The organism is Pleurocapsa sp. PCC 7327, assembly GCF_000317025.1.
GTDB lineage: Bacteria > Cyanobacteriota > Cyanobacteriia > Cyanobacteriales > Microcystaceae > Hydrococcus.
The window spans coordinates 4,272,747-4,294,011 of sequence record NC_019689.1 but is presented as its reverse complement, the minus strand read 5'-3'; the positions used below and the strand labels follow the sequence as shown (position 1 = coordinate 4,294,011).

The window sequence follows — 21,265 nt, the reverse complement described above, 5'->3', positions numbered from 1 at the left end:
AACTAAAAAGGGTTCAAAAGATCTGCCGTAAACCTACTGTAATAAAGCCAACCCTCAAGATCGCGCTTGAGGGTTTCCATTTAGAAGAATACAAATGTTAGAGGAAAAGCGACTGAGTGGAGTTTCATGTACCCTGCTTTTTACCCTGCGGGCAAGAGCGGAGGAACATGCGCGTGCCGATGCCTTGTTTCGAGATCCCCGCGCGGTTGAATGGTTTCAATCTCTGCCTTGGGATGCTGGTTTAGAAGATTGGTATGGCTGTAGCCATCAAATCGGCATTAGCGTGCGGACAAAACTATTGGATGACATTACAGCACGGCACATTGCCGCTCGCCCTAATTCTCTAGTCGTAGAACTGGGAGCTGGTTTATCTTCTCGTTACTATCGCGTGGGAGTGGGAAAAACTCAGTGGATTGAGCTAGACTTGCCAGAAGTAATTGACATCCGCCTTATGCTTGACACCCAGACGAGCGAACATCAATTTTTGGCATATTCGGTACTGGATTGGGCTTGGATGGATAAAATTCCTGGCATTTCGCCTGAAAATATTCTATTTATTGCTGAGGGGTTGTTTTACTATTTTGAAGAGTCAGAAATTAAGCAATTAGTCCAACGACTTCGAGAAAAGTTTGCTGGTGCTACACTAGCTTTAGATATTGGCGGAAAGGGTTACCAACAGTACAACGAGAGAAAAGCCACCCGTGTGGGAGCGCCAATGAAATGGTTTATAGAAGACGAACGGGATGTGGCAGCGCTAGGACTATCTTTAGTGAGGGTGCAGCCCCTGTTAGATGCCTATCCAGAACGCTGGGGTAACATTTGGCGGCTAGGAGGGTGGTGGCTGCTATTTTGGCTACCGTCCTTACGGAATTTTTGCCTGATTCTGGAAACAAAGTTGACTCCTATTGGAAATTGAATGTTTTATCTAGTTGACTGACAAGACTCAAATCGCCCTCACCCCGACCCCTCTCCCGCTCTGGGAGAGGGGCTTTCCACTTAAAACTTTTGCCTGAAGTCCCTTCGCCCCTTGTGGGAGAAGGGATTTAGGGATGAGGGGATAAAGATTTGTCAGTCAACCAGATGTTTTATTTTCATTGATAACTCTTCAAGAAGGTTTCAGCCTCTGTTTCACCATAAGCCATCATACTCTGGATAAATGAAGGGCTGCGATCTATTTTGGACGAATAATCAAGCTCGCGAAGCATCATAATTCGCTTGACTTCAATAGGCTTGTACTTGCTATCTATAAGGAGCTTGCTTTGGAGCAACTGATTGATCTTTTCTATAAAATGGATTTCCTGTTCTAGGGAAAGATTACCAGAGAGTTCGGTACGCCGATCGCGTATGTCTTCTACGGACTTTGGCTCCTCCTTGCGAGCTGGCGGCTCGATTTGGATGACCCAGATCTCGTCGGGTTTGGCATCTGGCAAGTCTCTTATCGGGGGGTTTTGCGTAAACAGCCCATCCCAAAACGCCGCTTGTCCGATTCGCACGGCTCTAAATAAAATGGGAATCGCGGCTGAGGCGAGAATCGCCTCTAGAGTAATTTCAGCATTCTTAAAAACTTTAAAACGACCGTCAAGGACGTTGACCGCTCCCACAATTAACACGGGACTTGACTCGTCGAGCAGTTCCCCGATTTTGTCAAATCGAACGTGCTTTTTCAACAGTTGCTTGAGGATCTGCTGACCCCAATTGGGGTAAAAATACGGGCTAACTTCGGGCAGTGAAAAAACGCTACTAAGGCGAGAAGCCCAAACAAGGCTGTTGTTGAGATAACTATCCCAACACGACGTAGCAGAATTATCGCGCCAAAAAGTATCGAGCAGTTCGATCGCTTTCTGTTGACTTCCCAAGAGCAGACCATACCAAGTTAAGAGAGCGCAGATAGCGCCTCCTGAAGTTCCGCTCAGAGCCACAATTTCCAACTCTTCTCCTGCTTGTTTGAGGATTCTTTTCAAAACTCCGGCAGTAAACGCCGTATGGCTACCACCTCCTTGACAGGCGAGCGCAACCCGCCGCTTTTCACCATTTTCTCGCATTTTTTCTAAGTCCTTACTGTTGTGAATTGAGAAATAGCCTCTCACAGGTAGAGACGTAGCATACTATCTACGTCTCTAAACGTCTGCAAAGTCAACTCTATCGCCAGCAGCCAACTATGAGATTCACATCCGTGCCTTTAACCAATCGACGATTGTAGGCGGCAAATCTCGCTGTACCTTGCCGCTGACATACATGCCGATATGACCGACTGGGAAGGAGCGCACCGTATAATCGTCTGTTCCCACGTATTTTTCTAGTGCTTTAGAAGATTCGGGATCTACCAGATGATCCTTTTCGGCGTAAAGGTTCAAGACTGGCATCCGCACGTTTTTTAGATCCACTCGCTTATCGCCGAGCATCACTTCCCCTTTAATGAGTTTATTTTCCTGATAAAAATCCTTCATGAACTGTCGGTATGCCTCCCCTGCCTGATCGGGGCTGTCAAAGATCCACTTTTCCATCCGCATAAAGTTTAATAGCTTGTCTTCGCTGGTCATGACTTCTGGAAAGTCAAGGTATTTTTGAATTCCTAACTGCTGGGGTTTGAGCATCAAAAACTCAAGGTTAAGAAAATCGCCAGGAATATTGCCCAGGCTCTTGACCATCAGATCCACATCCAAAGCTTCTGCCCCAAGGGTGCAGCCTCCGCGCATGTTGAGCAAGGTGTTGGGCATGTTAAAATCTACTGGCGCAACCATGACGATTAAATTTTTCACCTTTTCGGGATAAAGGGAAGAGTAGCATAGACTGAAAGCTCCCCCTTGACAAATCCCTAAAAGGTTAATTTTCTCCAAACCGTGCTTTTCTCTGATGAAATCGACACAGTTATTGATATAGCCATTAATGTAATCGTCGAGAGTTAACCAGCGATCGGCTCTGCTGGGGTATCCCCAGTCAATCAAATAGACATCCAAACCCAGTTTGAGCAAATTGGCAACCAGGGATCGATCCTCTTGCAGATCGACCATATAGGGACGGTTAACCAAAGCATAAACAATTAGGAGGGGAATGCTCAAAGGCTGCTCGACCATCGGCTTGAAGCGGTATAGAATCACTTTATCCTCTTTGTAAACCGCTTCTTTAGGCGTAGCGCCGATTTCAATATCTTCCTCTCGCAAGCGACTTAGATTTTCAATGCCTTGAAGGACTTTTTTAGTTAGTTCGGTGTACTCGTGGCTCACATCTTCAAGGCGTATCTGAGTTAAAAACGGCAGCATATCTTTTGTTTCCTCTTTATCTAACTGCGCTAGATGAATTTTTCTTGTAGGACTATCAAAATGCATCAGTCCTATTTCCTATTGAGGTTAATCTTGGGCTTGTGGCTGGGTTGGTGGCTCGCTACTCTCATAGGCAAGTAGGGTTTGTTTGAGAGCCTTGAGTTCCTTGAGCACTTCTTGGTTTTCGCGATCGCTCGCCTCATACCTCGCCAAAGTTTTTTTCAGGTTCTTGACCTCTTTACGCAGCTCGTAAATATTCTTATGCATCTCGTCTACTTCGCTGCGCACGGGCATTCCCGCTAGTTTCATCCACAATTCTAACAGCTCTTGCTGTTGGAGCCTATAGGTATTAAGGGAGTTGAGGAACTTACCCCGAATCTTGAGGTTCTCTTCATCGCAGAACGCCTGGGCAAAAACGTCGTCGGCAACCTGGCTCCAAATATCCTGAAACTCTCGCCAGTTTTTCACTGTTTTGCCCTTTTCGGCTAAAGAAACCAACTCCCGCATCAACTGTTCAAAAGAACGAATTTGGACGTTGGCTAGCACGATTTGATAATTGATGGTCGCCTGATAAAGATCTGTCCAGGCATCGAAAGCTCGTACCAACTTACCATTGAACTCGCGAGTCGGTCCGAGGATGGGGCTTTGCATCAAGCTGCCAAAGGTTTCTTCGTACAGTAAGTTCCAGTAGAGGTTATTTAGCTCGATCCAAGGCGTGCTGGTTCCCGTGACCGTCTTACTAATCAATCCAGAGGACGACAGGAGAGCAGATGCCCAAAGCTGGTTAAATTTCTGCGTTTCTTTTAAGTATAGCTGCCACAACTGGGCTGTATCTTGACTCACTCTAAGCGTTCCCGTGAAAAACTGGTCAAACTGCTGGCGAATCTGCTCGGTGTATTTGCTCAATGTCTGTTGCCAGTCTTCGCCCGATTCTACCTTGGGAAAAATATCCGTCCAGGCTTTATAGGATAATCTGAGAAAGCGCACAAACAGGTCTTGATTATCTACAAATCGCTGGGCAACGTACTTGAATGCCGGTTTGGCATCGGCAACCGTCTCAGCAGTTGGTGCTAGTCCCATCAAGTTAAACCAGCTTTTCCACATTTGAGTTCCCGTATCAGCCCAAGCTCGAACGAGATCGTTGGTCATCTCACTCCAGTGATTCGTTGTTTCTACCATGATCTTTCCTCAATTTAGTACAAACAAAATTTTGCTCGGTGACTCTACTCTGTGTTAATCTATTCCTTTCTTCTATCTTTAGTTAGACATGGCTTTAATTCTTTAGAAAAAATTTAAATTTGTTGCGCATTTACCTCTATTCTTGCTCCATTTACTATTTTATATCTACTAGATAACTGACTATCTTAGAATTAAGGGATCGTCAAGAATTGACGATCGCAGCTCGCCTACTTTTTCTTTTTTGTCAATCGGTTATTTTGAACCAGAAACAGATTCGATCGCTCTATAAAATTCTCTTTCTTAGACATTTTGCATGAATGACCCCAGAGCTTGACCGCCATCCCACCACAGCTGAGCGCTTCTTACTCTTGTTAGAGTAACAATAACATTTCTTAACATCATACTGGTAATGATGACTTAATCTTAAATCTTTATAAAGATTATATTTCTCATCTGGAAATCTTAAAATCTTAATTTATTCTAGAAATATAGAGATCTAGACAAATTATTGAGTTCGGATTTTGTTCGGGATTGCTTGGAAGCGATCGCGCACTGTGAAAATTCCCAACTAAAAATTTAGCAGATTTTGCTAAAATATCCCAAGAAAACGGCAAAACTAAGATATTTATCGATTTCTAAAGTAGAATTTTCCATATTTTTATTTTTTTAGATGCAGACTTTTTATCTCTGCACAAGTACTTTGAGCGACACAAAAAAGCAAGGAGCGCTCGCAAGTCATGCTGCCATCTCAATAGAGCAACGGTTGGGTAACGAGTTCTCACGTTGGGGTGACGACATTTAGTATGACTATGTTATACAATGTAAAACAGATGAGGTAAAAATTAATAGAAATGACAAAATCCCCCTTAGTATCTATCCGCATTCCACCCGAAACATTGGAACGCATCGATTTGCTGGCACAGAAATTGTATCCATCGCGTCGAGCAGGAAGAAACCCTAATCGCTCTCAAGTGATTTTGGATGCGATCGAGCAATTTTTAGTACAACACGAGATGCAATTGCAGTCTAGCGACGATCGCGCGCCAGACATTATCGACGAAAGAATCAATACGGCACTTCAACGCTATCAAAGACACTTAGAACGGCAAATTAAAGACTATATTGACAACAAATTTTTAGCCTACACCTACAATTTGAAACGACAGCTCATCCCGGCTAAAAAACAGTAGGCAGAAGGCAGAAGCTCCAGGGCAGAAGTTAATATTTTCCCAGTCACTTTGTCTGCGAGATGGAGCTTTCTGCAATTTCTAGAATTTGCGAGCAACGATCGAGCAGTGTAGTACAGACAAGGTATTGGGACAAATACCATTTGCCTTTGCCATGCATTTCCCCCATTCGTGTCCTTTGTCACTTGTCACTTATACCAATGACTAATAACTATTTCGCACCTGGAATGGGCGACAGTCACTTTTGGTGAATCAAACGCAACCATGGCTGTAAACACTGTCTTACTTTGTAAAATCTATTGCATATTAATAACCCAATACCCAGTCTCACGATTTGACTCCTCATCCCTAAATCCCTTCTCCCACAAGGGACGAAGGAACTTCAGGACAAAGTCTTAAGTTGAAAGCCCCTCTCCCGCTCTGGGAGAGGGGTTAGGGTGAGGGCGATTTGAGTTTTGTCAGTTAACTAGAATCCTCACTCTTTTTGACAATAGAACGCCTTTGACGATCGATCGAACTTAAAATTAGTTTTGTTAAATCGATCGAACAATAGTTCTCAAAATACAATTTTTTTATTTATTAGTTGTTTCTACTCATAGAAAAAAAGCTAGATGGATTTGACTCTATCTCGCCTTATTAAACATTATTGATATTAATTTTACACTGAATAACCCTGTTAATCAAAACAAGAAGATCGAGCAGCGATAGTATATATAAAAAAATCTTAATCGTTACACACTGAATAACATAGTTGACTGTAAAAAAATGTTCTAGGAAACGCGATCGCCTGCCAAAAACTTGAGGTTAAACTATAATGAGTGTAGATTATTAAAATCTTGTTAATATCTTGAGAAAAATCTCTAAACTTAATAAGATTTTTTGTTAAAATTCCATATAACCAAATACAGTTATCTTTGGGGATCGACGATAATCTCCCAAAAATGACTAAGCTGTTAGGTTAGGTGAACAAATGCCTATATAACTCCACCTAGTCAATAAAACTTTGCTAGTTCGTCAAATTCTCGATACAGCCTATTAAAAAAGATAGGTGTGAGGGGTTTTTCATTTTTAGAAAAGGGCTGTATTTATTGTAGGTATCTTTACTTAATTTTGCGTTATTTTCACGCACGAAAAGTCAAACAAGACTGGCTATAAGTAGAGATCGGTAATACTAAAAAGCGAGAAACGACAATGACATTTACCGCTCCCGTACAGAAAGATAATCAAATAGTCAATGGAGTAAATCTTCTCGGCAAAGTATCGGCAGAATATGCTGAAATTTTGACAAAAGAGGCGCTAGAGTTTATCGCTATGTTGCAACGCCGTTTTGGTGCCGAACGCGAGCAATTGCTCAAACTTAGAGAATATGCTCAGCAGCAATTTGATGCTGGCATACTGCCGGACTTTCCCGCCGAAACCGAAGCGATCCGCAACGGCGACTGGAAAATTGCGCCAATTCCCCAAGATTTACTAGACCGTCGCGTTGAAATCACCGGACCGACCGATCGCAAGATGGTCATTAATGCCCTCAACTCAGGGGCTAATGCCTTTATGGCTGATTTCGAGGATTCCAACAGTCCGACCTGGGACAATATGGTATCCGGGCAAATTAATTTGCGCGATGCCGTCAACCGAACCATTGGCTTTACCGATTCTAAAACTGGAAAAGAATACAAGCTCAACGAAAAAACTGCCGTTTTGATCGTTCGACCCCGTGGCTGGCATCTGCTAGAATCACACGTTCTAGTAGACGGTCGTCCCATGTCGGGTTCGCTATTCGACTTTGGGCTTTATTTCTTTCACAATGCCTGCAAGCTAATCGAAAACGGCACTGGTCCCTATTTTTACCTGCCCAAGCTGGAAAATAGGTACGAAGCGGCTTTGTGGAACCAAGTTTTTGTAGCGGCTCAGGAAGCGCTTGGATTGCCGATTGGGACTATCAAGGCGACTGTCCTCCTTGAAACCATTCTCGCTTCTTTTGAGATGGACGAAATTCTATACGAACTGCGCGATCATATCGTCGGTCTCAATTGCGGTCGCTGGGACTACATTTTCAGCTTTATCAAAAAGTTTCGCAATCGCCCCGATTTCGTCTTGCCCGATCGCAATGAAGTGACCATGACGTGTCATTTCATGCGCTCTTACAGCCGACTGGTAATCAAAACCTGCCATCGTCGCGGTGCTTTTGCCATGGGCGGAATGGCAGCTCAGATCCCGATCAAAAACGACCCCGCAGCTAACGAAGCTGCCTTTGCCAAGGTACGCGCCGATAAAGAGCGGGAAGTCGGCGACGGTCACGACGGCACGTGGGTAGCACACCCCGCGCTCGTTCCCATCGCACGCGAGGTGTTTGACAGACAAATGACGGGTCCAAATCAACTGTCTGTTCTCCTGAATGATATCACCATTACGGCAGAGGATCTGCTCGCCATCCCAAGGGGGAAAATTACTGAAGGCGGTCTTCGCAATAACATTCGCGTCGGGATTTTATACCTAACGGCTTGGCTGGCTGGAAATGGTTGTGTGCCTCTGTATAACCTGATGGAAGACGCAGCTACGGCTGAAATCTGTCGCGCCCAGGTTTGGCAATGGCTGCGCCACCAGGCAAAATTAGAGGACGGTCGCACTGTCGATCGCGCCCTCTTCCAAACCATTTTGGAAGAAGAAATTGCGGCACTGCGTCGAGAAATTGCCGATCGCAGCAGTTGGACGGCTACTTTCGATCGCGCCACAGAGCTTTTCACAGAGCTGGTAACTTCCGAGCGCTTTGAAGAGTTCTTAACGCTACCTGCCTATCGGCACCTCGTTACTTTTTCTAACTAGCCGAACCGATTGGCGCAACGATTAACCGATCTCATCAACGTTTGCGATCGGGTGAGGAATCTTTTGTCAATTTTTGAGATTAACCAGAGGAGAATTACGAGCAGATGAGTCAACTTAGCCAACGCCAACTAACCTTTGAACAACTCGTTCCCCATGCCCCTAAAGGTCGCTTCGACGGGATCGAGCGCAATTATACCCCCGAAGACGTACAGAAACTACGCGGCTCGATTTCCATTTGCTACACCTTAGCTGAAATGGGAGCCAATCGGCTTTGGGAACTCCTGCACAGCGAAGACTACATCAACGCGCTGGGCGCAGTGACGGGAAATCAGGCTATGCAAATGGTACGTGCCGGACTCAAGGCAATCTACCTATCTGGCTGGCAAGTAGCAGCCGACGCTAACGTCGCCGGAGCCATGTATCCCGACCAAAGCCTCTACCCGGCTAATAGCGGTCCGGAATTGTGCCGTCGCATCAACCGAACTTTTCAGCGAGCCGATCAAATTCAACACCTGGAGGGAAAAGGCAATATCCACTGGTTTGCGCCCATCGTCGCCGACGCAGAAGCTGGATTTGGCGGTCCCTTAAACAGCTTTGAAATCATGAAAGCCTATATCGAGGCTGGTGCTGCTGCCGTACACTATGAAGATCAACTCGCTTCTGAAAAGAAATGCGGTCATCTCGGCGGGAAAGTTCTAATTCCCACAGCCGCCCACATTCGCAACCTCAACGCCGCACGGCTGGCGGCAGACGTGATGGGAGTCCCTACGCTAGTCGTTGCTCGCACCGATGCAGAAAGTGCCACGCTAATTACCAGCGATGTGGACGAGCGCGATCGCCCCTTTATTACGGGAGAAAGAACGGTTGAAGGATTCTATCGCCTCAAACCCGGTTCCGGTCTTGCTCACTGCATTGCTCGCGGCTTGTCTTATGCCCCCTATGCCGACTTGCTATGGTGGGAAACCTCTACGCCGAATTTGGAAGAAGCCCGCCTGTTTGCAGAAGCGATTCACAGCAAGTATCCTGGCAAGCTGCTGGCTTATAACTGCTCTCCCTCGTTTAACTGGAAAGCCAACCTAGACGAGTCCACCATTGCCAAGTTCCAAAAAGAACTCGGAGCAATGGGATATAAATTCCAATTTGTCACCCTAGCTGGGTTCCACGCTCTCAACTACAGCATGTTTGAGTTGGCTCGCGGTTATGCTCAAAGCGGCATGGCTGCCTACTCCCAAATGCAGGAAGCCGAATTTGCTAGCGAGGTTCACGGCTATACGGCAACGCGCCACCAGCGCGAAGTCGGCACCGGATATTTTGATGCCGTCTCCATGGCGATTTCTGGCGGACAATCGTCAACAACTGCTATGGCTGCGTCTACCGAAGCGAAGCAGTTCTATACCGACGATGAATATAATAGCTCTCGCGTGACGATTGACTACAGTAACGAACGCGAAACCTATCATGCGGAATTAGTTAATTCGGTGTATCGCCACCTCGTCGATACAGAAGCGCTTGAGGAAATTAAAGAAGCTCACTATGCTCGCCTCAAGCAAGCTTATCGAGAATTAGAAGAATTCGCTCGCCTTGACGACGACGACTAGAGACAAGCTTAGTCAGTGGAGGGAGGAAGGATGAAGGATGTAGGTCTCCAGAGCTTCCACCTGGGGAGGATGATTTGGTTAGCTTCTCCTCCCACTGTCTCTCCATCCCCAAGGAGATTGCATACCTCTTCTTTGTGGATCTCCTTGACTCCTTCCATTTTCTTATTGCTCTTAATTAAGTATGATGGGCACCGTTGACGCGCAGCACTTCTCCGGTCACAAAGCTGCTGGTAACTGGAGAAAGTAGAAATGCCACTGCCCAAGCGACCTCTTCAGGCTTGCCAAAGCGACCGAGAGGAATTTCGGCAGTAATTTTATCTCTGACTTTTTCAGGCATTGCCAAAGTCATTTCCGTGTCGATAAATCCCGGTGCTACAGCGTTGGCTCGCACTTTATAGCGAGCGCCTTCCCTGGCGAGAGATTTCATCATACCAATGACACCGGCTTTAGTTGCAGAGTAATTAGTCTGACCGAGGTTGCCCCTCTCGCCCGAAATCGAACTAATGCCAACAATAGACCCTTCTCCCCGTTCGTACATTCCGGCGATAAAGGGCTTGATCGTGTAAGCAACGCCTTTTAAATTGACGTTAATTACTGCATCCCAATCTTCAGGGGTCAATTTGGCAAAAAAGTTATCTTTGGTAATCCCCGCGTTGGCAACGATCCCGTAAACGGGTCCAAGCTTTTCTTCGATCTGTTTTGCTGCCGCTTCCATCGACTCCAGCTTGGTCACATCAGCTTTAATGGCTAATACGCCGCTAGGACCGCCGTCGATCGCGATATCGGTGTAGGCTACCTTGGCTCCCAATTCTTGCAGCAACTTGACAATGGCAGCGCCAATCCCGCGATTACCGCCCGTGACAACCACAACTTTATCTTCCAATCCCAGAGATACCATAATTCCTCCTTTGTCATTTGTCCGACGTTCCCCTGGACGCAGGGAACCTGCCTCGGCTTCGCCTTTGTCCTTTGTCATTTGTCCTTTGTCATTGGCGGAACGGAAGGTATTTGTATTTACCTTTGTCACCAGTCATCAGCGAGCGATGACTGGTGACTAATGACCGATGACCGATGGCAAATGACTACACCCGTTCGATCGCGACCGCTGTTCCGCCGCCCGTCCCGTGACAGAGGGCTGCCAAACCGAGAGTTTTATCCTGCTCTTTGAGAGCGTTGAGCAAGGTGACGACAATCCGCGCGCCAGAAGCACCGATGGGGTGTCCCAGCGCGATCGCGCCTCCATTGACATTCAGCTTGTCGAGAGGAATTCCCAGCACTTTATTAAACAGTAAACTGTTGACGGCAAATGCCTCGTTATTCTCAACCAGCTCAAAATCCGAGAGCTGCTTGCCGAGCTTATCTAGGAGCTTCTTCACTGCCGTCACTGGAACTTCTGTAAAGCGCCAAGTCGGACCGCCTGCCCAAGCTCCTCCCAGAAATTTAGCGATCGGCTTCAGTCCGTATTGGTCTATGGCTGACTGACTGGCTAAAATGAGAGCGGCTGCTCCATCAGAGATCTGACTGCTATTGCCTGCCGTAAGGATGCCATCCTTTCTAAAGGCGGGACGGAGCTTGCCCAGAGTTTCTAAGCTTGTATCGGCACGGATCCCCTCGTCTGCATCGACTACTTGGGTGCCTTTTTTCGTTTCGATCTCAATCGGGACGATCTCGTTTTTGAAACTTCCTCGTTCTGTTGCTTCTGCGGCACGTTTTTGCGAATAGAAGGCGATTTCATCGACATCTTTGCGACTGAAGCCATGCTCTTCGGCTATCCGTTCGGTTTGATCTCCCATTCCCTCTCTAGTCACGCCATCCATCAGCCCGTCGTTGAGCATGATGTCTACGAGTTGCTCTGGAGCGCCCAAGAGAAACTTGTAACCCCATCTGGCTCGATGGGAGAGGTAAAAGCCAGCTTGGGACATTGATTCCATGCCGCCAGCAAGAACTAAATTGGCTTCTCCCGCCCGAATCGCTGTAGCTCCATTCATCAAGCTCATCATCGCCGAGGAGCAGACCATATCGACTGCATATCCATTTATGGCTTCGGGAATGCCTGCTTTAAAAGCCGCTTGACGGGCTAATGCCTGTCCGTGTCCTGCTCTCAACACGTTGCCCATAATGTACAGATCTAAAGCTGTTCCTGGTATGCCTGCTCGCTCTAGGGCGGCTTTCATTGCGTGACCGCCTAAATCGGCTGGAGAAAAATCTACTAACGCCCCTCCAAAGCGACCGATAGGCGTGCGTACTGCTGAGACGATATAAACTTCGCTCATATGTCTTCACCTGAATTTTTTTGACGACAATAAAGGCTGCTAATTGAGTGTGGTTACTCAACGTCTAATGGATAAGTATTGGCTCGATTCCTTCATTTGCGCTTGGCGGGAAGTTAATTGGAATCTTTCTTTAGAATGAGGCTAGCATGGGAATCGGAAAGTGGAGCGATATTCTTATCTTTCCTTAACCCGACTCGCTAAAACGAATTGTCGTAAGTCTTAAGGAACTTGAGCGAGCATCAAGCCAAACCAATTGTTGGGATCGCTCCAAGTTTGTCGTAGTTTTAATCCTTGCTTGGCTAAGTATTTCTGCATCTGTTCGCGATCGAACTTGCGAGAGATTTCTGTGAGGATGGTTTCTCCCTCGCTAAACTGTACCGTTAAATCGAGAGCTTTCAAACGAACCGAGTGCGATCGCTTTACATACAAATGCATTTCTATTTGCGCTTCAGACGCGTTGTAAAATGCACGATGTTCAAATAAATTTGGGTCAAAATTCCCGCCAAAACGCCAGTTTAAATGGCGCAGCATATTGCGGTTAAATTCTGCCGTTACTCCCTGACTGTCGTTATAGGCAGCTTCTAGGATATCTTTTGGTTTTTGTAAATCTATCCCAAGTAGGAAATAATCCCCTGGTTGTAATGCCGCAGTCACTTGAGCAAAAAAGCGATCGCATTGCGCTTGATTAAAATTTCCTAAAGTACTTCCCAAAAAACAAATCGTGCGCGAAGGTAGCGGCGTTGGCATTAACTTTTGGAGGGCAAGTTCGTAGGTACTTACCAACCCATAAACCTGTAAAGTCGGATAATCCGCCAGCAACTGTTTGGCACTCGCTTCTAAAATTCCTGCACTGACATCGATTGGCACGTAGCGCAAAGGATAACCCAATCCCCGATAGGCATCCAACAGCAGGCGAGTTTTGCTAGAATTGCCGCTACCGAGTTCTACCAGTTCGCAAATTCCCGTCATCTGGGCAATTTCTGTGGCGTAATTTTGTAAAATCCAGGCTTCCGTCCGGGTTGGATAATATTCCGGTAGCTTGCAAATTTGCTCGAATAACTGAGACCCTCTGTCGTCGTAAAAATAGCGAGGGGATAAAGATTTTTGCGGTTGCGTTAGTCCCCAAACAACATCTTGTCCGTCTTCTTTCTCTGTCGCTAGATTTGGAGCGAGCAGGTACTCAAGGTGCAATCTTTCCTCAATTGCCGAGTTAGAAATACTCCGCCGCGAGACGGCAGAGCCTCCCCTAACTTCGTGAAAATCGGGATGGGTGTTGTCTGGGGATGGAAAAGTTGCCATAAATCTCCTCTGATTGCTGTTGCCAATTGCGGACAACCATACAACAATCTGGGGATCGCTTACCAGTAGTCAGTTATTCGATGAAAGGATTGGGGATTGGTCATTTGTCATCGGTCATTTGATGAAAGGATTGAGGAGTAGTTAATGGTTAGTGGTTAGTTTTCTCCCCATTCCCCCACACTTCTCAAACTCCCCACACTTCTCCCATCCCCTTCTCCTATGCTTGCCAACCTGTTGCGATCGCCAATAAAATGACAGTTCCAAAAGCTAATCGATACCAGACGAAAATCCAAGTGTTTTGGGTTTGCAAATAGCGTAGGAGAACTGCGATCGCCAAATAGGAAAAAATAAACGTAGAGATAATGCCGACAATCAATAAGCCTACTATATTATCTGGGAGCAATTGAGCTTGATAGTCTTTAAAAATTTTGAGCGCTTTATATAACGTTGCAATGGTAAGCGTGGGAAATCCTAGTAAAAAAGAGAATCTTGCGGCTGCTTCTCTGTGCAAACCCAAAAATAAGCCAGTAGTCAACGTAGAACCAGAACGAGAAACACCAGGAATAAGCGCGAGCGCTTGACCGAATCCGACGAGGATCCCATCTCTGATTTGCAATCCATCAAAACCTCGTTTGCGGCTGCCAATTTGTTCTGCTGCTCCCAATAAAAGTGCCATCATAATTGATGCGATCGCAATAATTGGCGCACTTTCGGGCAAAATATCTTGGAACAAAAAACCAGTGATTAATGCAGGTAAGGTTCCCACTGCAATACCGACAAGAATTTTCCATTCTTCCCGCTGCCAGTCTTTTTGATGTATTGCTGCTATTCCACCTTTGAGCAAATCGGATAAAAGCGACCAAAAATACAGCAAAATTGCCCCAACGCTACCAAATTGAATGGCATCAACAAAGTCTTTACTACCAAGTTCTTTCCAGCCAAATACTTTGGTAAAGATTAAAAGATGTGCCGTACTGCTGATTGGCAAAAATTCAGTAACTCCTTGAACGATCCCTAGAATAAAAGCTTGAATGTATTCCATGAATGCTTAAAATCTCTACTTTAATTATTTCTTTTCCCGCCTTTTTTGAGGTAAACCAAACCTTGGTTTAACCCAAGCTATCTTATCAGTGACCAGCGACCAGCGATCCGATTTTGGATGAAAGGATTTTGGATTGGTTAGTCGTTAGTAGGGGCGGGTTTATCTAAAAACGCAAGAGATTTACCAACAGTTACTGTCAAAAACCCGCCCGTACAGTAGTTAGTCGTTAATTGTCTCCCCATCTCCCAATCTCCCCATCTCCCAATCTCCCCATCTCCTTGTTCCCCCACACTCCCTCGGTTCCCTTACTCTCTCGCTCCTGCCACTTGCAATAAGCGAACGACTTCAGGATAGTTGTTGAGCTGAGCTAGCATCAAAGCTGTATAGCCTCCTCGATTTCGTTCGTTGAGCGCGACTCGATCGCTTTGTAGTAAAATCTTGACGACATCGGCATGACCGCGATAGCTAGCCCGCATTAGGGCTGTCCCATCTGCCTCATCTTTGAGATTGGGATCGGCACCCGCATCTAAGAGAAGTTGCGCGATCGCAGGATCGCCGCGATCGCAAGCTTGCATCAAAACCGTTTTTTTGTCGGGGAAACGGGTATTGGGATCGGCACCTGCGTCGAGTAAAATACGAACGATTCGATCGAATCCTTGAGCGAGAGCAAGGGTTAGCGGCGTTTCTCCTTGGTTGCTCGCATTGGGATCGGCACCATGACGCAAAAGTTCTCTGACGATCTTGTCGTGACCTTGCCAAGAAGCGACTATCAAGGCAGTATCTCCCGACTGATTGCGCAGATGGACATCGGCACCCGCCTCAAGCAAGGTTCGCACGATTTCCAGATGACCTTCAATGGCAGCTAAATGTAATGCCGTCTCGCCGTCGCGATCGCGATCGTTAACGTTCGCACCTGCTTTTAACAAAGCTTTTACCATTTCTGAATGCCCCTCGGCGGCAGCAGCGGCGAGAATATCCCCTCGAACTTTTGCCCCGGCATTGAGTAAGACTTGTAGCATTTCCAAATTGCCTTGCTCTGCTGCTAGCGTTAGAGGAGTGACTTCATCGGGGTCTTGAAAATTTACGTCTGCACCAGCTTGAATTAATTTTTGGGCAATAGCGATATTTCCCGTCGCGGCAGCCTCCATTAGGGCAGTTCGTCCGCGATCGTTGGTGGTATTGACATCGATTCCTGCTGCCAAAAAAACTTCTACTGTAGCCAGATTTCCCGCACCAACGGCTAAGGTTAACGATCCTACTCCGGCGAAGGGATCGGAGCCTGCCTGAAGCAGCGTAGCGACAACCTCGCGATGATTGGTTTGAGCTGCTACATTCAGAGGAGTATCGCCATCCTTATCCTGGATATTGACATTGGCACCCGCAGCTAAAAGCAGTTTCACAACCTCGATGTGACCTTTGTATGCCGCGATTGTCAGTGCTGGAGTCCCATCGTCATTTGTTTGATTGACATCGGCACCCGCCTTCAATAAGGCTCGTACAACCTCGACTTGGTTAGCTGCGGCGGCTAACATTAAAGCACTTGCGCCGTAGGGTTGTCTCTGCTGGTTTACCGATGCTCCTGCTTCTAAGAGGACTTTTACGCTGTCCAAGTCTCCTCGCCCAGCAGCATACATGAGAGCGCTCGTACCGTTCAAATCGGTCGCATCAACCCTTGCTCCTTTAGCTAATAACAGTTGGACTTGACTGAGATTGCCACTGCGAACGGCTTGAATCAAGCGAACATCTAGGTGTGAAGCCATGCCTATCCCCAAAACAAAAATTTTTCTATTTCCAGATTAGAGGCATTGAGAATTCTAAATTCAAAATTCACAAAGAGCTTGTGCTAAGTTAAGTTTTATGAAGATTTAAGATTCGCACCTCAGCGGAGAGAACACGATGAATTTTGAAATTCCAGAAGCCGTAAAAACTTGGTCTCAATTCGGTCATCCAATTCTGATGTGGGTTCTTTTGGGACTATCCATTTATGCACTGTACCTTGGCATTCAAGTTCGGCGCACTCGTACCGCCGAAAAAGAAATCAGAAAAGAACTGATGGGGAAAGGCTTTAACATCAGACATCACAAGGTAGGTTCGATTCTATTAGCGTTAATGGTGCTAGGAACCATTGGCGGTATGGCAGTAACCTATATCAACAATGGCAAACTCTTTTTCGGACCGCATTTACTGGTTGGTTTGGGCATGACAGGTGCGATCGCTACCTCTACTGCCTTGGTTCCTTACATGCAAAAAGGAAATGAATTTGCTCGCTATACTCATATTTTTCTCAATGTAGCGCTGTTGGTTCTGTTTGGCTGGCAAGCCGTTACGGGAATGGAGATTTTACAAAGAATTGTGAGTAAGATGTAACTGAGATCTTGCACCATTCTCAACAACTGTTGTTGTAATGAATTTTCTGTCCGATCGAAAAAGTCTTCTAAAGAAGACCCAATAGGAATTTCAGTCGATTTTAATCGGGTTGAGCTTTGAGCCTAGAACTTTAGTTCTGGGCGTTGATGTACTAAGAGAAAATAAAGCACGGACAAAACTTGTCCGTGCCAAAGCTAGATAGATGAAATTTAAAAGCGTTAGCCGCGTCTATTCTTCTTCGCCATCAAAGTCTTCATCCTCATCCGGCGAGAAATCATCTAGAAATGGCTCGAAGGAATCGTTAGAGTCTCCTCCTGCATAAGCTCTGGCGATGCGATCGTCAAGAATCATATTATCATCGTCCTCCAAGTTGTTCGTAAACAACCGCGACGAAGAGGAATTCTCGTCCACGCCGTAAACGAGAGGACGACCGTATCCCATGTCTTCCGCACTCTCAGGGTTGACAATCGCGTCTTCATGGGCATTAAATCCCGTTCCAGCGGGAATCAATCGTCCGATGATGACGTTTTCCTTCAAACCGCGCAGCCAATCCGATTTACCTTCAATTGCTGCTTCTGTCAAGACGCGAGTCGTTTCTTGGAAGGAAGCAGCACTAATAAAGCTGTCGGTATTGAGCGATGCTTTAGTAATCCCCAAGAGAACGGGCGTATACTGGGCGGGAGCACCTCCGGTAATCGCCATTGCTTCGTTTACCTGCTCGATTTGACGCAACTCGACAAGTTCGCCGGGAAGCATGGTCGTGTCGCCGCCATCATCGACTCTGACTTTAGAAGTCATCTGGCGCACGATCGTTTCAATGTGCTTGTCGGCAATATCAATGCCCTGAGATTGATAAACTGACTGTACCTGATCGACCAAGAAACTCTGGGTCGCCTGCAATCCTTTCAAAGCAGCCTCGTAAACGCCCTTCTCTTCCACATAATACTCGAAGAAAACCTCTAAAATTTCGTGAGGATTGGCAGGACCGTCGGTCAAAGGTTCTCCAACCCCCACCCGCTGTCCGTCAGAGACCATAAGGTTTTGTCCGGGAAGAATGGGATACTGAGTGACAGTACCGTCATCTTCAACGATCTTGAGATCGACCGTTTCGTCTTCCAAGTACTCTACCTGGCAGATTCCTGGCTTGCGAGATAAGACACAGGCTTCCTTCGGTTTGCGAGCTTCTAACAGTTCTTCAATCCGAGGCAACCCCTGAATGATATCCCCGGTTTTGGCTCGCTCGAATACCAACAAGACCAGGTTATCGCCGCGCTGTACTAAATCTCCATTATCGACGTGCAGGATGGCACCAGCAGAAACTCGATAGGGACGAGCGACCCGTAGAATCACTTCGTAAGCATCTGCCGATTTTCGCACAGAGAGAACTTGACCCGACTCCGATGCTTGATATCCCGGCGCTATTTGGGTGCCTGCTACTATTAAGTCCCCGTCAGCCACTGATGGTTTCTCGGCTATCGACAGGGTTACCAAGTCGGAATTGCGCACGACGAGAACGCGACGAATGGCTTCGTTCCCACTGCGGATCCCGCGCACTTGACCCGGCTCTTTACATTGAATCTCGGTACGGGCGACTACAGCTCCTGGCGGAATTTGTTGTCCGTCTTCAACTAGAACCCTAGTCTGGATGCTACCGCCGTGGGGGTCGATATCGGTTTCCCGACGTAGGACGAGGGATTCGAGAATGACTAACTGCAAGCGCTGGCAGCCTTCGGCTTCATCTTCCTGCAATTCGATATCGGCAGACAGCGTTGTTGTCGAATCCGATTCGTCGCCGGAAATCTCTAACACTAATTGAGTGCTGAGTAATTGACAGCCTTCCACCGACTTGACCCGCTCTCCATCCTTGAAGTATGTGCGCTGTACCGATCGCAGTTCGATCTGTCGCCCGCCTTCCTGATTGATGGAGCCTTGAGATGGCGCTGCGGGTTCGTCAAAGACTTGATATTCTACGACCGGACGCAAAAGTAGCCCCAATCCTTCGGTAGTTTCTACCCATTCGGCTTGGCGCAAGTCGGAGACGACAACGCCGGGGAGAATTTCGGTGCCGGGTCGAACGAGTTGTCCCAATTCGATCGTCGCTGCTACATCCGGATCTATATCTAGATGCAGGTCTCCTGGCTTGACGATAATCTCGCGCAGGATATCGTTCTTTTGAATTACCTCAACTACCCCGCTCATTTGACAGAAGATATCTTTGACGATCTCGGTTCCTGCTTCGACGTATTGACCGTCTTCAACAATTAACAAGGAAATGTCTTTGTTGACTTCGTGGGTTTCTTCGGGAATCCAAAGGATCGTTCCGCCTTTGGTCACTTCATAACCTTGCTTGCGAGTTCCCTTAGAGACTTCTACTCCCGCATAGCGAATCATGCCTCCCGTTTCCGTTCGGTAGCGATCGTCGATTAATTCGGCAACGATCGCGTGGTTTTGCACCTTCGTTCCCGGTGCAGCTTTGAGTAGAAAGCGCTGCCCTTCGGCTGTATAGATCGTATACTGTTCTCGCCCGCCGGTGCTTTCGAGCTTGACCTGGGCTTTATCGAGCAGAACGGAAGCCGTGACGATATCGATTTCGCGACTGCCGGGGGTCAAGCGTACTACACCGCCATTATTAGTAATCAACCGCGTTTCGGCTAAAACCGTTCCGATTTCGACGCGATCGCCGTTGTTGACTACGGGTTCGGCACCTGGGGGCAGATTATAGACTTCGCCCGACAAAATCCAAACCAACCCCCCCCGCTGGGCGATGCGCGTCGTGTTGCCTTGGCGGTCGGTTTTTTCTTCTGGCACAACGTTGGCAAACAAAACTTCACCTGCCAAATCCGAAGCTACGTCTTTGGTTGCTCGCTCCGTCGAACGCTGTAACTTAGCCATTGCCACTTCTGCGAGCAGTTGTCCGGCTTCTACCCGCTCGCCTTCTGCTACGAATAGGGTGGAACCCGGCGTTGTAGAATAGCGAATCGACTCGCCAGAGTCGGACTCTAAAATTAGATCCCCAGCAACTTCAACTTGTTCGCGGTCTTCGCCGTGGCGAGTTCGCACCTTACGGGTACTGAGTTCTGAACTATAGCGCACCGTGCCGCTGGTTTGAGCGCGAATTTGACGGGCGACTTCTCCGGTAAATACGCCGCCTGTGTGGAAAGTCCGCATGGTCAATTGGGTGCCGGGTTCGCCAATCGATTGAGCGGCGATGATCCCGATCGCTTCGCCCAGATCTACCATGTGACCGTGCGCCAGACTCCAGCCATAGCAGTGCTGGCAGACCGAACGCGCTGCTTCGCAAGTCAGGGGCGATCGCACGAGGACTGAATCGACTAGCTTGCCTAGTTTGGAAGCTAATTCGGGATCGATACTATCGTTGCGCTTGGCAATGACTTCACCCCCTACAACGACATCTTCGGCGAGTACTCGCCCCATCAGGCGGTCGGCAAGAGGAATCAAGATGCGATCGCCATCTTTCATGGCTGTGACTCGTATCCCTCTAGTGGTGCCGCAGTCGATTTCTCGCACGATCACATCCTGGGCAACGTCTACCAAGCGACGAGTCAGATAGCCAGAATCTGCCGTCCGCAGCGCCGTGTCTACCAATCCCTTTCTCGCGCCGTAGGAAGAAATAATGTATTCCGTCACTGTCAGTCCTTCACGGAAATTGGTTTTAATGGGCAGGGCAATGATTTCTCCTTGCGGATCTGCCATCAATCCCCGCATTCCTACCAACTGCCGCACCTGGCTCATATTTCCTCGTGCCCCAGAGAATGCCATCATATAGACGGAATTGAGGGGGTCTGTCTCTTGGAAATTCCGCACGACTTCATCTTTGAGCGACTCCGAGGTGCTGTTCCAAGTGTCGATCACTTTTTGAAAGCGCTCGACCTCTGTGATTTCTCCTCGCGCGTAGCGTTGCTCGGTTACTTTAATTTCCTGTTCGGCGGAATCGAGCAACTTGCGTTTGGTGGGCGGGATGGTCAAATCGTCTACGCTGATCGACACGCCTGCTTTTGTCGCGTAGCGAAAGCCCAAATCTTTCAGTTCGTCTGCCATTTGGGCACAGCGAGCCGAACCGTACTGGCGGTAAGCCCAGGCAATTAATTTCTTTAGGCGATTTTTATCGACAATGTGATTGTAAAATACCATTTCTTTCTTCAGTTACCAATTATCAGTTCGTGTTTGTCAGTTGTCTTTTGTCATTGGTCATTTGTTTTTTACTAATCGCCAATGA

14 protein-coding genes are annotated in these 21,265 nt (G+C 47.3%); 5 read left to right on the top strand and 9 right to left on the bottom strand.

All coding sequences use genetic code 11. The annotated features are described in order from the left end of the window. Positions 1 to 94: 94 nt before the first annotated feature. Positions 95 to 916: a class I SAM-dependent methyltransferase gene (locus tag PLE7327_RS19330; RefSeq protein ID WP_015145460.1), complete on the top strand. Its 822-nt coding sequence runs from the start codon at positions 95 to 97 to the stop codon at positions 914 to 916. A gap of 175 nt (positions 917 to 1,091) precedes the next feature. Here PLE7327_RS19330 and PLE7327_RS19325 read toward each other — a convergent pair whose 3' ends face one another. The 3 genes from PLE7327_RS19325 to phaE all read right to left on the bottom strand — a co-directional run bounded on the left by PLE7327_RS19325 (position 1,092) and on the right by phaE (position 4,439). Continuing rightward, positions 1,092 to 2,042 (bottom strand): patatin-like phospholipase family protein, encoded by a 951-nt coding sequence (locus tag PLE7327_RS19325; RefSeq protein WP_015145459.1) that lies wholly within the window; start codon positions 2,040 to 2,042, stop codon positions 1,092 to 1,094. A 123-nt stretch (positions 2,043 to 2,165) separates the two neighbouring features. Further along, positions 2,166 to 3,260 (bottom strand): class III poly(R)-hydroxyalkanoic acid synthase subunit PhaC, encoded by a 1,095-nt coding sequence (locus tag PLE7327_RS19320; RefSeq protein ID WP_041393606.1) that lies wholly within the window; start codon positions 3,258 to 3,260, stop codon positions 2,166 to 2,168. 87 nt (positions 3,261 to 3,347) lie between these two features. Then, entirely contained in the window at positions 3,348 to 4,439 is a 1,092-nt protein-coding gene (phaE, locus tag PLE7327_RS19315; protein ID WP_015145457.1) for a class III poly(R)-hydroxyalkanoic acid synthase subunit PhaE, read from the bottom strand. Positions 4,440 to 5,290: 851 nt separating this feature from the next. On the opposite strand from phaE, the gene PLE7327_RS19310 reads away from it, so the two are divergent. The 3 genes from PLE7327_RS19310 (at position 5,291) to aceA (ending at position 10,047) form a co-directional block, all read left to right on the top strand. Next, complete coding sequence (locus PLE7327_RS19310) at positions 5,291 to 5,629, top strand: ribbon-helix-helix domain-containing protein (protein WP_015145456.1); 339 nt, start codon at positions 5,291 to 5,293, stop codon at positions 5,627 to 5,629. A 1,188-nt stretch (positions 5,630 to 6,817) separates the two neighbouring features. After that, the gene (gene aceB / locus PLE7327_RS19305; protein ID WP_015145455.1) at positions 6,818 to 8,449 is read left to right on the top strand and encodes a malate synthase A; all 1,632 of its coding nucleotides are present in this window, start codon (positions 6,818 to 6,820) and stop codon (positions 8,447 to 8,449) included. Between the two features lie 104 nt (positions 8,450 to 8,553). After that, positions 8,554 to 10,047 carry an isocitrate lyase gene (gene aceA / locus PLE7327_RS19300; RefSeq protein WP_015145454.1) on the top strand — a complete coding sequence of 498 codons (1,494 nt, stop codon included), beginning with the start codon at positions 8,554 to 8,556 and terminating at the stop codon, positions 10,045 to 10,047. A gap of 175 nt (positions 10,048 to 10,222) precedes the next feature. Here the strand turns inward: aceA and phaB are convergent, their stop codons facing one another. From phaB to PLE7327_RS19275, 5 genes are all read right to left on the bottom strand, one after another. Further along, the gene (gene phaB / locus PLE7327_RS19295; protein ID WP_041393604.1) at positions 10,223 to 10,945 is read right to left on the bottom strand and encodes an acetoacetyl-CoA reductase PhaB; all 723 of its coding nucleotides are present in this window, start codon (positions 10,943 to 10,945) and stop codon (positions 10,223 to 10,225) included. Between the two features lie 184 nt (positions 10,946 to 11,129). Beyond that, a complete protein-coding gene (phaA, locus tag PLE7327_RS19290) occupies positions 11,130 to 12,320 on the bottom strand; it encodes an acetyl-CoA acetyltransferase PhaA (protein ID WP_015145452.1) in 1,191 nt (396 codons plus the stop codon). Between the two features lie 219 nt (positions 12,321 to 12,539). Beyond that, a complete protein-coding gene (gene egtD / locus PLE7327_RS19285; RefSeq protein WP_015145451.1) occupies positions 12,540 to 13,619 on the bottom strand; it encodes an L-histidine N(alpha)-methyltransferase in 1,080 nt (359 codons plus the stop codon). Positions 13,620 to 13,836: 217 nt separating this feature from the next. Further along, on the bottom strand, positions 13,837 to 14,661 hold the full coding sequence (locus tag PLE7327_RS19280) for an undecaprenyl-diphosphate phosphatase (protein WP_015145450.1): 825 nt from the start codon (positions 14,659 to 14,661) through the stop codon (positions 13,837 to 13,839). Positions 14,662 to 14,966: 305 nt separating this feature from the next. Continuing rightward, positions 14,967 to 16,421, bottom strand: coding sequence for an ankyrin repeat domain-containing protein (locus PLE7327_RS19275; RefSeq protein WP_015145449.1), 1,455 nt, complete (start codon positions 16,419 to 16,421; stop codon positions 14,967 to 14,969). 136 nt (positions 16,422 to 16,557) lie between these two features. Between PLE7327_RS19275 and PLE7327_RS19270 the strand changes: the two genes are divergently transcribed. Continuing rightward, entirely contained in the window at positions 16,558 to 17,028 is a 471-nt protein-coding gene (locus tag PLE7327_RS19270) for a DUF4079 domain-containing protein (protein WP_015145448.1), read from the top strand. A 228-nt stretch (positions 17,029 to 17,256) separates the two neighbouring features. On the opposite strand, the gene PLE7327_RS19265 is transcribed toward PLE7327_RS19270, so the two are convergent. After that, positions 17,257 to 21,180 carry a DNA-directed RNA polymerase subunit beta' gene (locus PLE7327_RS19265; RefSeq protein ID WP_015145447.1) on the bottom strand — a complete coding sequence of 1,308 codons (3,924 nt, stop codon included), beginning with the start codon at positions 21,178 to 21,180 and terminating at the stop codon, positions 17,257 to 17,259. Positions 21,181 to 21,265: the final 85 nt, after the last annotated feature.